14 protein-coding genes and 1 pseudogene are annotated in these 15,113 nt (G+C 72.8%); 7 read left to right on the forward strand and 8 right to left on the reverse strand.

Annotation, left to right across the window (positions count from 1 at the left end; genetic code table 11):
* The first annotated feature begins 35 nt into the window (after positions 1–35).
* From ACWC24_RS18550 to ACWC24_RS18560, 3 genes are all read left to right on the forward strand, one after another.
* A complete protein-coding gene (locus ACWC24_RS18550) occupies positions 36–1,547 on the forward strand; it encodes an FAD-dependent oxidoreductase (protein ID WP_450663897.1) in 1,512 nt (503 codons plus the stop codon).
* Between the two features lie 55 nt (positions 1,548–1,602).
* Positions 1,603–2,085 carry an SPW repeat protein gene (locus ACWC24_RS18555; protein ID WP_450663898.1) on the forward strand — a complete coding sequence of 161 codons (483 nt, stop codon included), beginning with the start codon at positions 1,603–1,605 and terminating at the stop codon, positions 2,083–2,085.
* Positions 2,086–2,267: 182 nt separating this feature from the next.
* Positions 2,268–3,077, forward strand: coding sequence for a class I SAM-dependent methyltransferase (locus ACWC24_RS18560; protein WP_450663983.1), 810 nt, complete (start codon positions 2,268–2,270; stop codon positions 3,075–3,077).
* Positions 3,078–3,638: 561 nt separating this feature from the next.
* Here ACWC24_RS18560 and ACWC24_RS18565 read toward each other — a convergent pair.
* Complete coding sequence (locus ACWC24_RS18565) at positions 3,639–4,343, reverse strand: GntR family transcriptional regulator (RefSeq protein ID WP_450663899.1); 705 nt, start codon at positions 4,341–4,343, stop codon at positions 3,639–3,641.
* 150 nt (positions 4,344–4,493) lie between these two features.
* Here ACWC24_RS18565 and ACWC24_RS18570 point away from each other — a divergent pair, with 150 nt between their 5' ends.
* Positions 4,494–5,033: a YbhB/YbcL family Raf kinase inhibitor-like protein gene (locus ACWC24_RS18570; protein ID WP_450663900.1), complete on the forward strand. Its 540-nt coding sequence runs from the start codon at positions 4,494–4,496 to the stop codon at positions 5,031–5,033.
* On the opposite strand, the pseudogene ACWC24_RS18575 reads toward ACWC24_RS18570, so the two are convergent.
* A pseudogene (locus ACWC24_RS18575) lies at positions 4,969–5,343 on the reverse strand (hypothetical protein); the annotation flags it as partial. The gene ACWC24_RS18570 and the pseudogene ACWC24_RS18575 overlap by 65 nt on opposite strands.
* A 369-nt stretch (positions 5,344–5,712) precedes the next feature.
* Between ACWC24_RS18575 and ACWC24_RS18580 the strand changes: the two are divergent.
* Positions 5,713–6,351, forward strand: a complete 639-nt coding sequence (locus ACWC24_RS18580) for a hypothetical protein (protein ID WP_450663901.1) — start codon at positions 5,713–5,715, stop codon at positions 6,349–6,351.
* Positions 6,352–6,547: 196 nt separating this feature from the next.
* Here ACWC24_RS18580 and ACWC24_RS18585 read toward each other — a convergent pair whose 3' ends face one another.
* The gene (locus ACWC24_RS18585; protein WP_450663902.1) at positions 6,548–7,099 is read right to left on the reverse strand and encodes a GNAT family N-acetyltransferase; all 552 of its coding nucleotides are present in this window, start codon (positions 7,097–7,099) and stop codon (positions 6,548–6,550) included.
* Positions 7,100–7,150: 51 nt separating this feature from the next.
* Between ACWC24_RS18585 and ACWC24_RS18590 the strand changes: the two genes are divergently transcribed.
* A complete protein-coding gene (locus tag ACWC24_RS18590; RefSeq protein ID WP_450663903.1) occupies positions 7,151–7,741 on the forward strand; it encodes a TetR/AcrR family transcriptional regulator in 591 nt (196 codons plus the stop codon).
* Between the two features lie 121 nt (positions 7,742–7,862).
* Here ACWC24_RS18590 and ACWC24_RS18595 read toward each other — a convergent pair whose 3' ends face one another.
* Genes ACWC24_RS18595 through ACWC24_RS18605 form a run of 3 tightly spaced genes read right to left on the reverse strand, consistent with a single transcriptional unit; the run spans position 7,863 to position 13,242 of the window.
* Positions 7,863–10,136: a bifunctional serine/threonine-protein kinase/ABC transporter substrate-binding protein gene (locus tag ACWC24_RS18595; RefSeq protein ID WP_450663904.1), complete on the reverse strand. Its 2,274-nt coding sequence runs from the start codon at positions 10,134–10,136 to the stop codon at positions 7,863–7,865.
* Positions 10,136–12,376 (reverse strand): bifunctional serine/threonine-protein kinase/ABC transporter substrate-binding protein, encoded by a 2,241-nt coding sequence (locus ACWC24_RS18600; protein WP_450663905.1) that lies wholly within the window; start codon positions 12,374–12,376, stop codon positions 10,136–10,138. Before ACWC24_RS18600 ends, ACWC24_RS18595 begins: the two co-directional genes overlap by 1 nt.
* The gene (locus tag ACWC24_RS18605) at positions 12,376–13,242 is read right to left on the reverse strand and encodes a hypothetical protein (RefSeq protein WP_450663906.1); all 867 of its coding nucleotides are present in this window, start codon (positions 13,240–13,242) and stop codon (positions 12,376–12,378) included. The genes ACWC24_RS18600 and ACWC24_RS18605 overlap by 1 nt, the downstream gene beginning before the upstream one ends.
* A 174-nt stretch (positions 13,243–13,416) precedes the next feature.
* Between ACWC24_RS18605 and ACWC24_RS18610 the strand changes: the two genes are divergently transcribed.
* Complete coding sequence (locus tag ACWC24_RS18610) at positions 13,417–13,842, forward strand: hypothetical protein (protein WP_450663907.1); 426 nt, start codon at positions 13,417–13,419, stop codon at positions 13,840–13,842.
* A gap of 207 nt (positions 13,843–14,049) precedes the next feature.
* On the opposite strand, the gene ACWC24_RS18615 is transcribed toward ACWC24_RS18610, so the two are convergent.
* Positions 14,050–14,601, reverse strand: coding sequence for a YciI family protein (locus ACWC24_RS18615; RefSeq protein WP_450663908.1), 552 nt, complete (start codon positions 14,599–14,601; stop codon positions 14,050–14,052).
* Positions 14,602–14,714: 113 nt separating this feature from the next.
* Positions 14,715–15,074 (reverse strand): winged helix-turn-helix transcriptional regulator, encoded by a 360-nt coding sequence (locus ACWC24_RS18620; protein ID WP_450663909.1) that lies wholly within the window; start codon positions 15,072–15,074, stop codon positions 14,715–14,717.
* Positions 15,075–15,113: the final 39 nt, after the last annotated feature.

Genomic DNA, 15,113 nt, shown 5'->3' on the forward strand with positions numbered 1-15,113 from the left:
ACGTGGCCCGTCGCGGCAGGGACAGACGGGCCCGGATGCTGGTCCCCCGCCCCGGAAAGCCACGGGCCGACGGTGCACGGCCCCCGACGACCGCCGTCGTGGGCGGCGGCATCGCCGGACTGGCGGCAGCGACCGCCCTGGCCGAACGGGGCGTACGCGTCACCCTCTACGAACGCGAGCCGTCCCTCGGCGGCCGCCTGGCCGGCTGGCCGGTCGGCCTCCCGGACGGCACCACGGCCACCATGAGTCGCGGCTTCCACGCCTTCTTCCGCCAGTACTACAACCTGCGCGGACTTCTGCGGCGAACCGACCCGGGCCTGCGGAGACTGACGGGACTCCCCGACTATCCGCTGCGCCACAGCCGGGGACTGCAGGACAGCTTCCGCAGGGTCCCCCGCACCCCGCCCTGGAGCGCCCTGGCCTTCGTGGCCCTGAGCCCGACCTTCGCCCTGCGCGACATGGTCCGGATGAACCCGGCCGCCGCCCTGCCCCTTCTCGACGTCCGCGTCCCCGACGTGTACGAACGCCTCGACACCGTCAGCGCGCACGACTTCCTCCGGTCGATCCGCTTCCCCGAGGCCGCACACCATCTCGCCTTCGAGGTGTTCTCCCGCAGCTTCTTCGCGGACCCGAGGGAACTCTCCGCGGCGGAAATGGTGTTGATGTTCCACATCTACTTCCTCGGTTCCGCCGAGGGACTGCTCTTCGACGTACCCGGCGAGCCCTTCCCCGAAGCCCTCTGGGAACCCCTCGCCGGCTATCTCCGGGGTCACCACGTGGACGTCCGTGTCGCCACCCCCGTCGAGACGGTCACGCCCACGACGGACGGCGGCTTCCTCGTCCGCACCGCGGCCGAGGAGCAGCGCCACGACACGATCGTGCTCGCCCTGGACACCGCCGGCCTGCGAGCCGTCGTCGCCCGATCACCGGAACTGGCCGACGCCTCCTGGCGCCGGCGCGTGGCCCGGCTGCGCAACGCCCCACCCTTCCTGGTCTCGCGACTGTGGCTCGACCGGCCGGTGGCACACGACCGGCCCGGCTTCCTGGGGACCAGCGGCTACGGGACCCTCGACAACGTCAGTGTCCTCGACCGCTGGGAGGGCGAGGCATCCCGCTGGGCCGCCCGCACCGGCGGATCGGTCGTGGAACTGCACGCCTACGCCCTGCCGGCGGGCGCGGTCCGAAAGGTGGAGCAAGAGCGCCTGGTCGCGCAGCTGCGCACGGTGTATCCGGAGACGAGCGCGGCAACGGTCGTGGAAGCGCACCACGAGTGGCGCTCCGACTGTCCCCTGTTCCCGGTCGGCGGCTACGGCGACCGCCCCACCGTCCGCACCTGCGACCCGGGCCTGGTGATCGCCGGCGACCTGGTCCGCACGGAACTGCCGGTGGCGCTGATGGAACGCGCGGCGACCAGTGGATTCATGGCCGCGAACGCCCTGCTGGAGCGGTGGGACATCCGCGGTCAGACCTTGTGGACCGTCCCCGACCGGGGTCGCAGCGCGCCCTTGAGGGGCCTGGCGCGCTGGGGAGACAGGCCATTTCTGTAAATATGTCGCTTTTATTGGGTACTGGGTGAAGAGTCATCCTTCAAGGGAGAACATCATGGCGTCAATCCATCACGCCGCGCCCATCGAGGAACACCCCGACCTGGCAGAACTGCGCGCCCGGCACGACCGCGTCGCCGCCACCCCACGAGCCCAGACGATCGAGGCCCTCGCCCTGATCACCGGCCTGTACCTGGCGGCATCCCCCTGGATAGTCGGCTTCAACCTCTTCACCACCCTCGCCGTCACCAACCTCATCGCCGGTATCGCCTACATGCTGCTCCTGGGTGGTCTCGGCACCTCCTACGAGCGCACGCACTCCATGGCCTGGGCCGCCGCCGTCATCGGCATCTGGACCTGCGTCGCCCCGTGGGTCGTCGCCGGCGACGTCGCCCACCCCCGCACCATCATCAGCAACCTCATCACCGGAGGCATCGCAACTGTCCTCGCCTGCGCCGCCGCCCTGGCCGCCCGCGGCCACGACACCACCCGCGGATCCGGCAACCTCCACGGCCGCCACAGCATGCCCGGCCGGCTCTGAGAGCTGGTGCGCGCGTGCAGGGACCCCCGTCACGGGATGCCGCAGGATGACGCCTCGCGACGGGGATCGACCGGGTGATCGGGCCACGTGCCTGCCGGTGACCGTCCGCGCTGATCAGACGGCGGGTTAGGGTCACAACTACCTGTCGGTGCTGGGCGAGTTCGGGGAGGGCGCCGGTGACGGTGACGACGTTCGACGAGAGTGAGCGGCTGATCTGGGCGGGCCGGGCGGCCGCTTATGCCGCGAGCTTCGCCAAGTTGTGCGCCTATCCGGTGCCGTCGCTGCTCGATGCCGTTGGGGTCGGACCGGGGGTTCGCCTGCTGGATGTGGGCACCGGGCCGGGAACGGTCGCCGCTGCCGCGTGTGCCCGGGGCGCGACGGTGACAGCAGTGGACGCGGAGCCGACCATGGCCGAATTGGCTGTCAGGGCGGCACCCGCGGCCGACGTGCGGGTGGCCGCTCTTCCCGAGCTTCCCTTCGCCGACGCGGAATTCGACGCCGTCGTGGCCAACTTCGTTCTCAACCATGTCGGTCGGCCCCGAGCGGCGCTGGCCGAACTGCGCCGTGTCGTCAGGCCCGACGGCCGGATCGCGGTGACGATATGGGCGGCGCCACCGGCTCCGGGACAGACGTTGATCGGCCGCGCGATCCGGGCCGGGGGCGCGGTGCGTCCACCGCACCTGCCCGCGGGACTGGCTGCCGAGGACGATTTTCCCCGCGACGAGAGCGGCCTGCGAGGGCTGATGGACGCGGCGGGGCTGCGCGAGGCGACGTGCGAGACCCTGCGCTGGGACCACCGCGCGAGCGCCGACGAGTGGTGGCGCGGTCCCGCGGGCGGCGTGGCGTTCGGCGGGCAGTTGGTGCAGAGCCAGACACCCCCCGTCCGCGCCGAGATCAAGCGTCACTTCGATCTGCTGAGCGCGGAGTTCGCCGACAAGGACGGTCTGCTGACGCTGCCGCACGCGGCCCTCCTCGCGCGCGGCCGCCGCTGACCCCTGAGCCTGCGGATCCTTCCCCTCAGGTGTTCTGGAGGCGCGAGGACGGGAGCTGCGGTTCAGGGCCGGGTTCGATTTCGCCTTCGTGGGACCGAGCCGCCAGGGCGTCGAACATCTCCTGGGTCGGCCGGGTGAAGACGTACCGGCTCCCGTGGACGCCGATGGCCTGGTTGTGCTCGACGTAGGGGCGCAGTGCCCTGTCGTAGGCGGCGAAGGCGGCGGTGTGGTCGCCGCCCGCCGCGGCCAGCTCGGCGGCCAGGACGTAGGCACCGATCAGGGCTTGGGACGTGCCGCGTCCGGACGTGGGGGCGGCGCGGTACGCGGCGTCACCGACGAGGGCGATGCGGCCGAGCGCCCCGCGCTCCCTGCGCGATGCGCGGCGGTCGGGGCGGGCGGTACCCGCGGGCGTTTCACGGGCGGGCGGTCGCTCGTGAACACGCGCCCGTCCGGCGGTTCACCCGCGCGGCCACCGCGGGCCGCCCGCACCGGCGACGGCATCCGGGACCGGCGCATTTCGCGAATCGTCATCAGGGCGAGAACGCCTTCGGCGGAGGTGGATCAGGTTTCCTTCGCGGGTTCGGGATGGGCGCATTCGGTCAGTCCGGCCGCGGTCAGCGTGAGGTGCTGGACGAGCACTTCGGCTGCGGTGTCGGCGTCGCGGGCGAGCGCCGCCTCCTCCAGCCGGCGGTGCTCGCCGACGTGGTCCCGGCCGGGGCGGCGGTGCGACGACCAGCGGCGGGCCAGCTCGCTCGCCGTCCACGTCCGGTCGAAGGTCTCCAGCAGAATGGGGTTGCCGCAGCCTTCCAACAGGGTGCGGTGGAATACCCGGTGTGCTTCGGACCATGCGCTGCTGTAGTACGCGCTCTCGTCCGGCGCGTGTGCCGGAGTGCGGGCCAGGCGGTGGTGGGCGGCTCGTACGCGGGCCTCCCAGTCGACGTCGCCGCGCTCGACGGACATGCGCAGCACGACCGGTTCGATGGTCCGGCGGGCTTCGGCGATGTCCTGCCAGCGGCGGTCGGAGACGGCCGGGACGGCGAAGCCGCGGTTGGGCAGCCGGTCGGCGAGGCCCTCGCCGACCAGGCGTACGAGCGCCTCGCGCACCACGGCCAGGCTCACGCCCTGCTGTTTGGCGAGGTCTTGCGGTTTGAGGGCGTCACCGGGGGCGTGGTGCCCGCCCATGATCGCGTCCCGCAGGTGTGCGTAGACCTGCTCGGAGAGCATCTGCTTCGCCGGCGGGGTCGGGGTGTGGGCCGTCTGAGTCACGGTCCTCAGCATAGACGATCCCGCAAATAATCGATTATTGATGCTATCGTCGATCGAGTGGTCGACGGAGGGCGACGGCGACGCCTGTGCGCGCCCTCCAGCCGGCCCTGTCACCGCCCTTCCGCAGCACGGTCCGAGAGGAACAACGCGATGAATGCCAACGACCCCTTCGCCCGTCTCCCCGAGGCGGCGTCCTTCACCGTCACCAGCACCACCGTCACCGACGGCGCCGCCTGGCCGCCCGAGCAGTTCTCCGGCGTCTTCGGCGTCCCCGGCGGCAAGGACCTCTCCCCGCAGCTGTCCTGGGGCGGCGCCCCGGAAGGCACCCGGAGCTACGCCGTCACCGTCTACGACCCCGACGCCCCCACCGGGTCCGGGTTCTGGCACTGGGCGGTCGCCGACATCCCCGCCACCGTCACCGAACTGCCCGAGGGTGCCGGCGACGACACCGGATCGGGCCTGCCCGCGGGCGCCTTCCAGCTGCCCAACGACGCCCGCGCCGCCCGCTTCGTCGGCGCCGCCCCGCCGGCCGGACACGGCCCGCACCGCTACTTCGTCGTGGTGCACGCCCTCGACGTCGCGAGCATCGGCGTCGCGGCCGACGCCACCCCGGCCGTCCTCGGCTTCACCATGGCCGGCCACGTCCTCGGTCGTGCGGTGCTGACCGCCACCGCCGAGACCCCTGCCTGACCGGCCGCATGCCCCGAAGGGGGCATCGCCGACCGCTCCGGCAGCCCGGGCCGCCGGGTCCTGTCGCCGGTCCTCGGTGAGGAGATCCATGACGGGGCGGCCCGCACGTCGCGGGCCGCCCCTGGTCCGTCGTCGGTCGGAGGTCCTCGAGCAGGCTGGTCACCGATCCGTTCTCGAAGGTCTCCCGGACCGCGTAGGCGATCACCGGTGCCACGGACGGCACCTCGCCCACCACCTCATGGACGCCGACCTGGTGAGCCGCGTCCTCGTCGCGTTCCTTGTGGGCGATCGCCAGCGGTGCGCCGAGTCGGCCATGCCCCCCCGGGGCGGGGACTTGGTGGCCGACGCCTGTCTGTGGACTCGGATGCCGCTCGCCGGGCGGATCGACGGGTTCCGGCGCGGCGGGCCTCCTCCTATCACGACCTGCCGCGCCACATCCGTAGCGACACGCCGATATCGAGTGGCTGTCGGCGTCCAAAGATCCCCCTAAGGGGCTAACCGTAGGTCAATCCGCTGCTTGTGGCGGTGATATGACCGCGTGTCGGCTTCGGGGACGGTCGTAAATACCTCGATTGGCTCTCTTCTGTTGATCATTCGAAATGACCGATATGTCAGCTCTGGGTAAGTTCATTCGCAAGCCGGCTGACGGGTCGGCATCCCTGAAACAGGAGACAGCGACATGAAGCTTCGTTCCAAGGCGGTCACCGCCGCCGTCACGGCCGCCGCGGCTCTGGCCGCGACCGGCATCACCTACGCCTCGGCGGCCTCCGACCCGGCCGCCCCCGCCCCGGCCCCCCACGTGGCCCCGGTTCCTCAGGCGGCCAAGGCCCCCCAGGCGGCCCCGGCTCCCCAGGCGGCCCCGGCGGCCGCCGACCTGGTCGACGGCGGCAACGGGCAGAACGGCAACAACGGCGGAGGCGACGAGGGCGACGACGGCGGCAGGGGCAACGGCGGCGACAGGGGCAACGGAGGCCGCGGAGGCGGCGGAGGCGGCGGAGGCGGCGGCGGGTACCGGGGAGAGGAGGGCCGTATCTTCATCAACGAGCGGTCGTACTCCGCTTACCCGGGCGACTGCATCACCGTGGCCAGCGGCCTGGGCGCATGGAGCCTGAACGTCACCAACGAGTCCCGTCGGACCGTCGAGGTCTTCCGCGGTGCGGTCTGCGACAACGGTGCTCCCATCGCCGTCGTCGGCCCCCGCAGCTCCAGCAACGGCGTGCGCCCGGGCTGGACCGAGGGCATCGACATCCACCACGGCGTCGTGGGCAGCTTCCGGGTGGTCAGGGACTACTACGGCGGCGGCCGCGGGGACTGGTAGCCGACGGCTGCTCACCGCGTGCTGTGGACCCTCGGCCCTCTGGAATGGGGCCGGGGGTCCAGCCAGGTCCAGGTGTGCAGGCGCCGCCTGCCGGGTTCAGTCTTCGGCGGCCACGGCGGCCACGGCGGCCACGGCGGCCACGGCGGCCACGGCGGCCACGCCGTCGGCCGGGTTCAGCGGACGGGGCCGCCGCCGGTCACCGCTCCAGGGCTCGCCACTCGGGAGCGAGTACCGCCCACACCTGCTTGTCGTGGCGCACGCCCTGGTACGCCCATGCCTCGCGGCGCACCCCCTCCAGCGTCATGCCCAGTCGCCTGGCCACCGCCGAGCTGCGGTCGTTGTCGGCCCGGCAGTGCCATTCGCCGCGGTGCAGCCCCCGGGTCGTGAACGCCCAGTCCAGCAACGTGCCGCACGCTTGCGTGATCAGGCCGTGGCCCTCGGCGGACGGCTCCAGCCAGCAACCGATCTCGCACGAGCCGGCGGCGGCATCGAACGCGGTGAACATCACTCCGCCGACCAGCAGGCCGTCCCGCCGGATGCCGTACAGGCGGGCACCGTCATCGGCCTGGCGTTCGGCGTACCGCTTCAGCGTGGCCCGTGCCCCGTGCACGTCGTCGGTGACGAACGAGGGCCCGACCCAGGGGCGAATGTGCTCGCGGGCCCGGTCCATGTGGGCGGCGAACTCCTCGGCATGCCAGACCTCCAGCGGACCGAGGCGAGCCCCGTCGCCCAGTGACAGCGAGAACATGCGACCCTCTCCATTTCCATAACAAGCGTTACGGCAATGTACCGTGGCGGCATGCCACGCACCAAGGGAGATCACGAGGCCCGCCGACGCGACGTCTCCGCGGCGGTCTGGCAGGTCATGGCCACCCGCGGCTTCGCCGGCCTGACCCTGCGCGCCGTCGCCGCCGAACTCGGCGCGACCACCGGCCTGCTCACGCACTACTTCCCCACCAAGCAGGCCCTGGTGGAGTACGCCCTCGACCTGCTCGAACAGCGCACCGTCTCCCGCCCCCGCCGCCACACGGGCGAAGGTCTGGCCGCCCTCAGGGACGCGTTGCTGGACATCCTGCCGCTGACCCCCGAGGCCACCGACAGCAACCGCATCTGGGTCTCCTCCTGGGACACCGCGCTCTCCGACCCCGCCCTGAGCACCGACTACGCCCGCAAGTACGCGAAAGGCAGGGACCGGCTGACCGAGCGGGTGACCGCGGCCCAGGAGCTCGGCGAACTGCCTCCCGGCGACCCCGCCCAAATCGCGGCCGGGGCTCAGGCCTTCGTCCTCGGCCTCGTGGTCCAGGCACTGCTCGACCCGGCGGAATTCCCGCCCCGGCGGCAGGTCGAGCTCCTGGACGACCACCTGGCTGCCCTGACCGCCTCGCACTGATCGACGACGATCACCCGGCGCGTGCTTCCCCGCCGCCGGACCGCTCGGCCATCCGCCCTCGGACCGGCGGCGCGCCCCGCGCGACCACCGGGGCTGCCTGCGGATGACTGGACCATGCCCGTCACGACACCGCGGCCTCCTGGTACTGCCCCAGGTACCGGAACGCGCCGTCGACGACCTGGAACTCGAACATCGCCGCGTGGTTGTAGCCGTACCCCGACTCGTACTCGACCGTACGGGTGATGCCGGAATACGTGACTTCGGGCATCCGGCGGGCGATCGCGCCCCGCTCCCTCAGCGCGGTGCCGTCCTTGTCACAGACCTGGGCCAGGAACATCACGGCGTCGTAGGCCTCCGCCGCGTACCACCCGGGCGCGGTGCCGAAGCGGGCGCGGTAGGCGGCCGTGAACGCGCGGGCGGAGGTGCGGGCCGTCGGGTCGGTGAAGCCGGTGGCGAAGACCCAGCCCTTCGCCGAGGCACCGGCCGATCTCAGGAACCTTGGGTCGAGGGCGCGTTCCGTCGCCATCCGGGTGCCGGTGAACCGGGCGGCGGCCAGCGCCGACGCGAGCCCGGCGGCCCGGGCCGCGTCGCCGGTGAAGACGACCGCGTCCGCGCGGGCGGACCGCACCTCGGCGGCGAGGGCCGCGTAGTCGATCCGTCCGGCGGCCACCCGGGTCACCGTGGTGTCCCGGCCGCCCTGGCGCAGCGCCCGCTCGGCCCTGTCGCACACGGTCCAGGCGAAGTCGCCCTGCGCCCGGTCGTCCACGAGGTGCACACGGCGGGCGTCGACGTGGTCGCTGAGGTAGCGGATGCAGGGAGCGGCGAGAAGGTCGTACGTGACGTGCAGTGCCGCATGGCAGTGGAAGGTCTTCGAGCCGAACGTGGAACTCGTGGTGTTGGCGCCCACCGAGACGGACACCACGGGCATCACCGCTTCGGTGTAGGTCCTCTCGGTGGCGCTGAAGCAGGCGTCGGTCGTGGGGCCCAGTACGGCGAGCACCTCCGCGTCCTTCGCCAGCCGGTCGGCCAGCTCCTGGGCACGCCCGGTGTCGCCGCCGTCGTCGTACGTCCGCAGCTTCAGCCGCAAGGGGCGGTCGCCGTGCGCGTCGATGTGTTCGACGGCCAGCCGGGCGCCGTTGAGCTGGGCCCTCCCGCTCGCCTTGTCCGTGCCGGTCAGGTCGCCGTGGAACGCCACGACCAGTTCCGGGCGTGGACGACCGCTCCCGGACGGTGCGGCCGGCCCCGGACTCGTCCGGGTGCTCCACCACCAGGCCCCGCCACCTCCCGCCGCGAGGAGCCCCGCCGTCGAGCCGAGGCGCAGGAAGCCGCGTCGGCCGAGGGCGCCCGCGGTGGGGCGGGTGGCGGTGACGGCCGTCCTCGTCACGGCCTCCGGCGACGCCTCGCCCGCCGTGTCCGCAGTGCCCACAGTGCCCGCAGTGCCCGCCGTGTCCGCCGTGTCCGCAGTGCCCGACGCGGACACCTGGGTCGGCTCGATCGCACCGATGGTGAGCACGGCGGCGGACCGGTCGTTGATCAGCCGGGTGACCGGCGCGGGCAGCCAGCCGGACGGCTCGGCGGAGTCGGCGGCCGTTGCCTCCACGAGCGTCGCACGCAGGCGCGCGAGGCCCGGCCGGCCGGCCGGATCCTTGTGCAGGCAGGCTCTCAGCAGGGGGGCCAGAGCGTCCGGGAGCGCCGCCGGATCGGGCTCCTCGTACACCGTGCGCAGCAGCACTCCCGCCGCCGCGCCGCCGCCGAACGGCCGTACCCCGGTCGCGGCGAACGCCAGCACGCAGCCCAGCGAGAACACGTCGCTGGGCGGGCCGATCCCGCCGCCCCGCGCCCGCGCCTGCTCGGGCGACAGGAAGCCGGGGGAGCCGACGATCACCCCGCTGGAGGTGAGCGCGGTGGCATCCGGCGCGCGGGCGATGCCGAAGTCGATGAGCCGCGGCCCGTCCGGGGCCAGCAGGATGTTCCCCGGCTTCACGTCGCGGTGGACGAGACCGGCCCCGTGCACCGCCTCCAGCGCCTCCGCGAGCCGCACGCCCAGCAGCCGTACGGAAGCGGGCGGCAGCGGCCCGAAGGTGTCCACCGCCTCGGCGAGCGAGGGTCCCGGCACGTACGACGTCGCCAGCCACGGTGTCTCCGCGTCGGCGTCCGCGTCCAGCAGCGGGACCACCCAGCGGCTGCCGACCTGCCGGGCGGCCTCGATCTCACGGCGGAAACGGGCCCGGAATCCGCTCTCGTCGGCGTACGAGGAGCGGACCGTCTTCAGCGCGGCGATCGCCCCGCCCGGCGCCCGGGCCAGGAAGACCACCCCCATGCCGCCGGCGCCCAGCCGCCGCAGCAGACGGTAACGCCCGATCCGGGACGGGTCGCCGGCCCGCAGCGGCTCCATCAGACGGTCAGCGGCGCGGGGCCGTCGTACACGAAGGCGCCGTCGGCCACCCGCCAGAGGAAACCGCCGGTGCCGTCGATGACCGTTGCGCCGTACTTGTCGAAGGCGAACGACTTCGTGATGCCCGTGTACTTCCCGCTCCGGACGGCCGCGAGCAGGTTCTGCCGGGTGCGGCTCTTCGAGGGCAGCCCGGCCAGCGCCTTGAGCAGCATCCCGGTCACGTCGTAGGCCTCCGCCGCGTACCGGGGCGGTGCCTCCTTGAAGCGCGCGCGGTAGGCGGCGGCGAACTTCCGCGCCTCGGGTTTGCGGCTCGCGTCGACGACCGTGGCCACCATCGTCCAGCCCTCGGCCCCTTCCCGCGCCTGCTTCAGGAACTGTTCGTCCAGCAGCGCCGGGCCCGACACCCGCGCACCCGTGAAGGCGCGTTCCCGGAGCGTCGCGGCGATCAGCGCCGCCCGGTCGGGCAGACCGGCGAAGAACACGGAATCGGCGCCGGCGGAGAGCACTGTGTCCACCGCGCCGCCGAAGTCGTGGCGCATCGCGCTCACCACGTCCGGTACGGACGGGTACGCGATGCTGTCGGCGTAGTTGGCGAGGGAACTGGCCAGCGTCGTCCCGTAAGCGCCGGCCGGGCGGTCGACGACGATACCGATCTTGCGTGATCGCGCCGTGCCCCGCAGGTAGTTGCACGCATAGACGGGCAGCACGGCGTCGGGCAGCCGTGCGCTGAGGAACGAGCGGAACCCCTGGTAGGACAGGGCGGTCGCGCCGGGTGACACGCCGATGACCGGCAGCAGCCCGGCATCGTACTTCGCGAGCGCCGCCTGCGCGGTCTCGTCGGTGGTCGGGCCGACCACGCCGAGGACCGACGGCGTGTCGGTGAGCCGGGCGGCGAGCCGGGCCGAGGCCACCGGATCACCCGCGTCGTCGACCGTCTTGACCTGCACGGTGAACGGGGCGTCACCGCGCGCGTTGAACTCCTCGACCGCGAGCCGCAGTCCGCGCTCCTGGGCCCGGCCCGTCTCCCGGTGCGGGCCACTGAGGTCGCCGTGCAGCGCGAGGGTGTGCACCGGCCGGCGCGGGGGCGCGGTGCTGCCGCCGTCCGGGCCGTTGTCGCGGGTGGCCGCCCACCAGGCGCCGCCCCCGCCCGCCGCCAGCGCCGCGGCCCCGCCGGCGAGGAGCAGGAAACGCCGCCGGCCGGCCGGGCGGGAGTCCTCCGCCTTTGCCGGCCCGGGCGTCTCACGCGTGTCGGGCTCCGCCAGGTCGGGAGCGACCGGTGCGTCGGACGGTGCCAGCGTGTGCTCGATGTCCGGCAGCGCGAGCGCGGCGGCCGAGCGCTCGGCGATCAGCCGGTCGACCGGCTCGGGCAGCCACCCGTCCGTCCCTTCGCCCTGTGGTCCGGCCCCGGAAGCGCCTTCGCTCCGGGCGGCGCCGTCGGCCGTCAGCTCCCGCACCAGCTCGCCGGCGTCCGGCCGCCGGGCGGGATCCTTCGCCAGACAGCGGTCCAGCACCTGGTGCAACCATGCCGGTACACCTTCGAGGTCCGCCGGGTCGTGGACGGCCCGGAACAGCAGGGCGTCGACCGCTCCGCTGCCGAACGGCGCCCGGCCGGTCGCCGCGAACGCCAGGGCACAGCCGAGGGAGAACACGTCGCTCGCGGGGCCGATGCCGTCCCCGCCCCGCCCTTCGGCCTGCTCGGGAGAGAGATAGCCGGGTGTGCCGACCACGACCCCGGTCGCCGTGAGCGTCCGGTCCTCCGGCGCGCGGGCGATGCCGAAGTCGATGAGCCGCGGCCCGTCATGGGCGAGCAGCACATTGCCCGGCTTCAGGTCCCGGTGGACCAGCCCGGCCCGGTGCACCTCGCCCAGCGCCTCGGCCAGCCGGGCGCCGAGCAGCCGCAGCCCGCGCTCGGACAGTGGCCCGTACGCGGTCACCGCCTCGGCCAGCGACGGTCCGGGCACGAACGCCGTCGCCAGCCACGGAGCCTCGGCGTCCGGGTCGGCGTCCACCAGCGGCACCACCCAGGGGCTGTCGACCCGCCGGGCGACCTCGACCTCGCGGCGGAACCGCTCCTTGAAGCCCGGCTCCTCCGCGTACTCGGCGAGCAGCACCTTCAGGGCCACCAGTGCGCCGCCGGGCGAGCGTGCCAGGTACACCACGCCCATGCCTCCGGCGCCCAGCCGCCCGAGCAGACGATGGTCCGCGATACGCGCGGGATCCGACGAACGCAGCGGCTCCATCAGCTGTCACCTCCGAGCTCGGACTCCAGACGGGTGAGCATCGCGGCGTTGGCGTTCGACGCGTACGTGGTCAACTCGTTGTCCGAGTAGCCCTTCGCGCCCTTCACCGACACCGACAGGGTCACCGTGCCGAGCCGGGTGACGTACCAGGCATAGGTCTGCTGGCCCTTCCCGATGAGGTATTTGCCGATCTCCACGACCTGGTCGTCGGCGTAGTCGTTGTTGCCCTGGCCGTAGGGAGTGGCGGTCGACATGAGTCCGGAGATCCACTCGTCCGTCCGGACCTCCTGCTGCCGGCACCGCAGCGGCTCCTCCAACGTGGTGGCAAGCTGCTCGTCGGCGTCGAGGACGGTGGTGTGCACGGTGACCGCCGCGCTCACCTTGAGCTCACCCCTGCCGTCGGCGGCGGGAATCCCGCTGTAGCGGGAGAGGGAGGCCAGGACGCCGTGGGGCAGCTCGTGCCGCTCCCACCGGCACTGCCGGTCCAGCACGGCGACGGTGCCCGGAGTGCTCACGGCAGGCCGCTGCGCCCGGAAGTCCGAGCCCCACCCCTGCGGTCGCAACGCCACGACCGCGGCCAGCGCCTCGGCCCGGCTCCTGGTCCTGGGCACCTTGCCCGGGTCCGCCCGGAACGGGGTCGATGACGGCGCATCACCCTTGGCGGAGCTCGCGGACTCGGCGCCCGAGGGGGAGCCGGACGCGGTCGCGGCGGCGGACCCCGAAGGCGCCGAAGTGTTCGGCGCGGCTGCCTTGCCATGGTCTGCGAAACCGCAGCCGCCGAGCACCAGGGCCGACGCGGCGACCGAGGCCGCGACCCGCATCCACCGCCAAGACCCTCTGTGCGCAACGGCGTTGTCGACGTCCATACCCGCCCCCCAACGGTCACGAGCCCACGCTCGCATCGGATGATCATACTGACCGACGCGAGAAGAAGGCGGGCGGTTGCACGAACAGACGACGAAGGGAGGCACACCCGGGGGGAACTGGTCCTGGGCGCGGTCCGGCCGGTCCCGGCTGTGGGAGGATGCCGTCCATGATCGATGTTCGAAGGGACCGTGCCGCGTAGAACGCCCGCTTCACTGCGGCCGCGGCAACGTGGCGGCAGGAACTCCTGGGTGCGTTACCGCGATGTTCCCGGCCTTTCGGGAGCGGCGAATGCGGCCGTCCGCGTGCTCGAGCGGGACCGGCTGACGCCGGGCATCGTGTCTGCCGCGCTGAGCGTGTGGTCGGTCCGCGTCCACGGCACCGAACGCCGGTGGAGGCGGTGGGAGACCGAGTTCACCTGCCCGTGCTGCGGCGAGGGCTGGGCCCGGGACAAGCTGCAGGACGCCTTGTCCATGCTGCCGCCGAGAGCCGCCGCCGAACTGCGGGTACCGGTCGAACGCCTGGACGAGGTGCTGCTCGGGCGAACGCATCACGAGCCCATGGCGGATCCGCGGCTGGCGTGGTGGCATCGCCGGTGCTGATCGTGCTGATGCCGCCCACCGGCTCGTCGGCTTTCGTGCGACTGGTCTACGCGGCGAGAAGAGCCCCCGCCGGGGCGGCCACCTGATGCCGGCGGTGGCCCGACCGCCCCACCCGGCACCACTAGGGCGTGTTTCGAAAGTAACGTCGTCCGCCCGAAGGGCGGGCCCAGCGGATCTCGGTGGTGACGTCGGCCCGGGCGTCCTCGTCTAGGTGGGCCGCCCGCCGAACTGCCAGTTGTGCACCTCGATGTCGGCGTACCGGTCCGGGGTCAGGACGGCACGTGCCGTCTGCGGGTCCGGTGCCCGCAGCAGCACCGCCGTGCCCAGCCAGGTGGTGCCGTCGTCGGACAGCAGCGGACCGTAGGCGATCAGCTCGTCCCGGTCGGGCGGCAGCGCGAGGTCGGTGGCCTGTCCCGCGCCGAAGCCGAGCACCAGATACCGGTTGCCGCCGTTCCGGCCGCCCGGGAAGTCCCACATGGTGCGCCCCAGCGTGTTGCGCCACCGTCGCAGCAGCACGTCCCGGTACGCGCCCGCCTGGTAGTTCGGCTCGTCGAAGGCGAACGCGCGGGCGGCGGCGGGATCCGGCAGGTCGACGATGTGCACGCTTCCGGTGGGGGCGTCGCCGTCGTCGGCGAGGGTCGGGCCCCGGGCGATCATCTCCTTCGCGTACCGGTCCATGTACGACCAGTGATCTTCGAGCAGTTCGGCGCGCAGCGGCAGGGAGCCGGGCCGGTCGCGGTGGTAGCAGAGGAACTCCATGCCCGCAGGGTCTCGTCCTGGACGTGAGCAGGGCGAGCGAGTTTTTTCCTGTGACGCCCCCTGCGGCGCGAGCCGTAGGCGCCCCTCCTTCAAGAGGAAGAGGAGGTCGAGGGTCAGGGAGTCGGCCGGCGGGATCGGGCCGCCTCGATGTCCGGGACGTGCTCTTCGGCCCAGAGCCGTACGGCGCGCAGGGGGATGAGCAGTGAGCGGCCCAGCGGTGTCAGGGCGTACTCGACGCGGGGCGGGTTCTCTTCGTGATCGTGGCGGCTGATCAGACCGTCGGCTTCCAGAGAGCGCAGGGTCTCGGTGAGGACCTTGGGAGTGATGCCCTGGATGTGCCCCTTCAGTTCACCGAAGCGGCGAGGTCCGTCGTCGAGGGCGTTGACGACGAACACGGTCCAGCGGGCGCCGATACGGTGCAGCACCGTACGGCTCGGGCAGGTCGCCGCCATCACGTTGTACGCCTTGCCCATGGCCGCTCCCAGTTTCGTTGAAGATACCGGTATCAAATC

The organism is Streptomyces sp. NPDC001443 (genome assembly GCF_053597355.1).